Source organism: Kitasatospora sp. NPDC059462 (assembly GCF_042749955.1).
Taxonomy (GTDB): domain Bacteria; phylum Actinomycetota; class Actinomycetes; order Streptomycetales; family Streptomycetaceae; genus Kitasatospora.
The window spans coordinates 1-5221 of record NZ_JBHYUU010000322.1 but is presented as its reverse complement, the minus strand read 5'-3'; the positions used below and the strand labels follow the sequence as shown (position 1 = coordinate 5221).

2 protein-coding genes and 1 pseudogene are annotated in these 5221 nt (G+C 77.6%); 1 reads left to right on the top strand and 2 read right to left on the bottom strand.

From position 1 onward, the window contains the following. Positions 1–515: 515 nt before the first annotated feature. Positions 516–1454 carry an ADP-ribosylglycohydrolase family protein gene (locus tag ACFXAM_RS37750; RefSeq protein WP_380298355.1) on the bottom strand — a complete coding sequence of 313 codons (939 nt, stop codon included), beginning with the start codon at positions 1452–1454 and terminating at the stop codon, positions 516–518. 157 nt (positions 1455–1611) lie between these two features. Between ACFXAM_RS37750 and ACFXAM_RS37745 the strand changes: the two genes are divergently transcribed. Next, positions 1612–4293 carry an NACHT domain-containing protein gene (locus tag ACFXAM_RS37745; RefSeq protein WP_380298353.1) on the top strand — a complete coding sequence of 894 codons (2682 nt, stop codon included), beginning with the start codon at positions 1612–1614 and terminating at the stop codon, positions 4291–4293. On the opposite strand, the pseudogene ACFXAM_RS37740 reads toward ACFXAM_RS37745, so the two are convergent. Further along, a pseudogene (locus ACFXAM_RS37740) lies at positions 4274–5221 on the bottom strand (hypothetical protein); the annotation flags it as partial. The gene ACFXAM_RS37745 and the pseudogene ACFXAM_RS37740 overlap by 20 nt on opposite strands.

The following is a 5221-nucleotide window of genomic DNA, read 5'->3' as shown; positions in this document are numbered from 1 at the left end:
GTCGACTGCGCGGCGCGGGCCCGCCCCGGGACCTCCGGGGCGGGCCCGCGCCGTCGGCCCGCTCGCTCGGAACGGGCCCGCGGAGTCGAGGGGAACGGTGCCGCGGAATTGAGTGAATCGGTGCCGCGGAGTTGAGTACCGGTACTCAGGCGAACGGTGTACGCGCTCGGCAGGATCGACGGTATGACCAGCGATCAGCAGGGCGGGCCGGGCCGGAAGCGGACGCAGACCGGCCGGGTGGCCGTCGGGGCGGTGACCACCGGATGATCTGGGGGAGCAGGGGCCCCGCACGCGTCCCGGTGACGGCCGCCGGGGGGAACGGCTGCCCGGGCCTGGCCCATGTGACGATCGGCGAGGGGCAGCCGGCCCGGGACGGCGACGACCGTCCCCGCCCCGGGGACGACGCGCCGCCGGCGGGCCGGGGGACCGGCCGTGATCCGGGGCAGGCCGGGGCCGCCGGTGCGACGTCCGGGTGCTCCCGCTGACGACGGATCCGGTGACGACGGCCCCGGTGGCTACCGCCCCGGTTCCTCCGCCTCGGCCCCGGCGACCCACGCGGGGAGCGGCTCCCGGCGGGTCAGCCACTCCCGGGGCACCCGCTCCAGGCCGGTGCGGGCGGCGACCACCCCGCCCGTGATCGCGCAGGTGGTGTCGACGTCGCCGAGGCCCTCGGCGGTGGCCCACAGGGCGTCGGTGAGGCTGTCCAGGTGGTGGGCGGCGGACCACAGGGCGAACGGGACGGTGTCCGCGGCCCGAACGCGCTGCCCGCTGCCCAGCAGGTCGGCGGCCCGCCACGGTTCCGTCGCGCCGTCCAGGCCGGCGGCCCGCCCCAGCCCCTCGCGCACCGCCCCCGGCGGCGTGCGGTCCGCGACCTCGGCCAGCAGGTCGGAGCCCGCCGGGGCGGGCCCGCCCCGGCCGCGCGCGGCGAGCGCGGCCGCCACGGCGACCGCCACCGCTCCGGCGACGCCCTCCGGGTGCGCGTGGGTGACCTCGGCCGACAGCACCGCCTGCTCGGCCGCCTCCTCCAGGTCCGCGCAGAACCAGGCCCCGAGCGGGGCCACCCGCATCGCCGCGCCGTTGCCGAAGCTTCCCGCGCCGCCGAAGAGGTCCCGCGCGGCGGTGCGCCAGCCGCCCGGCGCGTCCGCGAGCCCGGGCAGCAGCCCGCGCATGCCGTGCCCGTAGCCGCGGCCCGGGTCGGCCAGGTAGGTCATGCCGAAGGCCAGCGCCGGCTTCTCCTGGTGCACCGCGTCGAAGGCGGTCAGCACCCCGTACACCGACAGCGCCATCGCGGTGTCGTCGGTCCAGTGCCACGGCGCCTCCTCCGGGATCCGGCGGGCCCTGATCCGGTCGAGCGCCTCCCGGGGCGTGCGGAAGGGCGGGAACCAGCGCTCCCCGAATCCGTCCCCGAGGGCCAGGCCCTCCAATGCGTCACGAGCGGCGGAAGTGGATGTCATCGCCCCATCCTCCCAGCTGCTCACCGCCGCCGGAGCGGCCGCGGGACGGAGCCGACCGGCCGCCGTCGGCGTGAACCTGACGAATCGTCGGAGGCAGCGTGCCCGTCCTGGTAGAAAGGAGGGGCACGGCAGGGGTCGACGAGGGCGGGACGGGGGAGTGACGGGATCCGAACCCGGGCCTGGGGCCACGGACATCCGCAACGTCGTCACCGACAGCACGGTCCACTACCTGGTGCAGATCGGCGTGCTCAACGGCGAGTTGCACCTCACCGTGCCGCCCCCGCCCGTACCGCCCGCCACGCCGCTCGCCCTCGCCGAGGAGCGGCTCGCCCGCAGCCTGCTGTACCAGTGGCGGGCCGAGGCCGACGCCTGGGACATGGCCGACCCCGAACCGCTGGCCGTCCGCTGGGTGCACAGCCGCACCGCGCTCGGGCCCGGGCGGGAGCTCGACGGGCGCGGCGACCGGGTCGGCACGATGGCGGAGGCCCTGCTCGGGCTCGACCGCCGCCGGCTGCTGATCCTCGGCGGGGCCGGCGCGGGCAAGACGACCCTCGCGGTGCTGCTCACCCTGGAGCTGCTCGCCCGCCGGCTCACCCGCGACGAGGACGTCCCGGTGCCCGTGGTGCTCTCGCTGGAGTCCTGGGACGCCGAGCGGGTCAACTTCCACGACTGGCTGATCCGCCGGGTCGCCGAGGAGCACCCCGGCCTGCCGCGGGTGGACGGCGTGCATCCCGCCGCCCGGCTGGTGCGCGAGCGGCGCCTGCTGCCCGTCCTGGACAGCCTCGACGAACTGCCCGAGCACCGGCGGACGGCCGTGCTCGGCGCCCTCGGGCGCCAGCTGGGCGGGCAGGGCGGGCTGGTGCTGATCTGCCGGACCGAGGCCTACCGCGAGCTGGTGACGGCGCAGCGGGACGTGCTGCGGGTGGACTCGGCGATCGAGGCGCTGCCGCTGGCCCCCGCCGACGTGGCGGCCTACCTGCGCCAGACCCGGCAGCCGTCGCGCGCGGGGCAGTGGGCGCCGCTGCTGGCCGAGCTCCGCGCGGAGCCCCACAGCCCGGTCAGCCGGGCGCTGTCGACGCCGCTGATGGTGTGGCTGCTGCGGCGCGGGTACGAGCGGGCGCCGGCGGACCCGGGCGAGCTGGTGGACCGCCGGCGCTTCGCGACCGCCGGGCAGGTGGAGCAGCACCTGCTGGACCGGATCGTGCCCGCCTCGTTCCCGGAGCTGCCGCCGGGCCCCGACCGCCTGCACCCGCCCCGGCAGTGGGAGCCGGAGCGGGCGCGGCTCTGGCTGTCCCACCTCGCCCGGATGATGGGGCGTCAGGGAACCGCCGAGCTGGCCTGGTGGCGGCTGTTCGGCGCGCCGCTGCCGAGGGCGCTCGCGGTGCCGGTGCTGATCGTGGCGGGGATCGCCCTGTCGCTGCTGTTCGAGCTGGTGCTGGGGGCCGTCCCGGGCGGCAGGCACCGGTCCTTCGGCTTCGGCACCACGCTGGGCCTCAGCGTGACCCTCGCGGGTGCGCTCCGGGTGGCCGGGCAGGCGTGGTTCGGGGACGACAGCACGACACCCCGGCGGCGGGCCGATCCGCTGCGCTTCGCGGGCGCCCTCCGCTCGGCCGGCCGCGACGGGCGGGTGGGCCGGGCGTGGCGGCTCGCGGTGGTGGTCGGCGGGCCGCCGGTGATCCTCGCCCTGGGCCTGTTCCAGCTCCTGGCACCCTCGACGGAGGGCCTCTCCCTGGTGGTCGGCGTGCTGCTGCCCGGCTATCTGATGATCGTGCTGGCGGCGCCCTCGGACACCGTGGACGCCGCGACCCCCGACGCGCTGCTGCGGTCGGAGCGGACCTCGGTCCTGCTGACCATGGTCGTCCTCGCGCCGCTGATCGCCCTGGGGATCGCCCTGCTGAACTGGTCGTGGGGCCGCCCGGTGACCGACTGGGCCGACGCCCTGGCCGCCTGGTGCGGCGCGTGCGCGACGTTCCTGCTGCTCAGCCCGTGGAGCCGGTGGCTGCTGGCACGGTGCTCGCTGGCGCTGGCCGGCCGGGTGCCCTGGGCCCTGATGACCTTCCTGCGGGACGCCCACCGGGCCGGTCTGCTGCAACGGACCGCCGGGACGTACCGCTTCCGCAATCTGCGCCTCCAACAGCACCTGGCGGGCCAGGGCGGCCCCGGCGGCGCCGGTCCGGGGACGGCCGCCGGGCTCCCCGCGCCCCGGCCGGCGCCCGACACGGCGCCCGACACGGCGCCGGACGGTGCCGGCACCGCGCCGTCCCCGTCCCGGCCCCCGGCCGCGAGCCGGCGCGGCCTCACCGTACGACGCGAGCCCACCTCGTACCTGCTCAGCGGCCGGTCCCGCGAGGTGATGCTGGTGCACTGGGGGCCGCTCGGCGCCCTGATGGGCCTCCACCTGGTCCGCACCACGGTGAGCGGCGACTGGGACCGGCTGTCGTCCTGGGCGCCGCTGGTCGGGCTGCCCCTCGTCGGCCTGCTGCTGATGCTGGTCCGCTACCTGCCCCTGCGGCGGCTCGAACTGCACATCACCGACACGTTCATCGCCGCCCGGTGGGGCCGCCACCGCTGCCGCTACGCGTGGAGCGACGTCGAGGAGGTGGCGGTCCGCCGGGTCCACAGCCGGGGCCGTGACGCCCGCGTCCACGGCATCCACGTCCGGCTGCGGCCGGGCGCGCCCGTTCCCCCGGCGCGCCGCCGGGGGCGGGACGGCTGGTACCTGGTGCTGGCCCTGGGCATCGGCCCGGCGCTGCCCCCGGACATCGAGGAGGCGCTGGGCGACCTCTCCGGCGGCCGCTGGCGGCCGTGGACGGGAACGGTCAGGCCGGATCGCAGGTGAGCGGCTCGGCCCGGACCCCGGCCGGTGTGGTGCGCAGCAGGGCGAAACAGGTGGCGATCGCGGTGCGGCCGCCCTCGCTGACGCGGACCGCGTACCCGACCGGGCCGGGCCGCGCGCCGGGGCCGGGCACGAGGTGCCAGCCGGAGGTGACGGTGGCGTTCGCCGCCACCCGGCGCGGAGCGGCGGCGCCGGGCTCGGCCCGCCAGCCCGGCGGCAGCGCCGGCGCGAGCACCTCCACCGGGACGTCCCGGTTCGTGGTGTTGGTCAGCAGCAGGTCGGTGCCGGCGAGGCGGGGCCTGAGCAGGGTGGTCGAGGGCGACCAGATCCGCAGATCGGTGACGCGCGCGCCGTCGCGCCCGGGCAGCAGCACCGGGACGATCCTGATCGCCGAGGTGGTGGCGTCGACCCGCAACCGCCGGTCGCGGCCCGTCAGGAAGTTCTCGGTGGACGTCTGCTCGGGACCGCCGTCCACCCAGGCCCCGTCCGGGCCCAGGACCGCGACCGTGGCCATCGCGGTGACCCCGGGCTCCATGGTCAGCTCGATCCGGGAGACCGGCACCGGTACCCCGAAGTCGACCTGCAGCCAGTCCCGTCGCGGGAGCCGGTTCGTCAACGCCTCCTCGTCCGGCCCGTCGTCGGGCAGGAGCTCCTGCGGGTGGCCCTCGGTCGACCAGTGGCCGCCCTTCCCGGCGCGCGGGCCGTCCGGGCTGCTCCCGGGGGCGGAGTAGCTCGCCGTCACGGCCGGCCAGGAGCCGTCCCCGCGGAAGGCGGCCAGATCGACGTCACGGGCGTAGTCGGGCAGGGGACGGAGCCACCGGTCCACGGCGGCGGGCAGCCCGAACGCCGCGCCGGGCGGCAGCGTGCCGGTGAATAGCAGGGTGAGCGTCAGCGGCACCGCCGCCAGGCCGGCCAGGTGCGACAGCAGCAG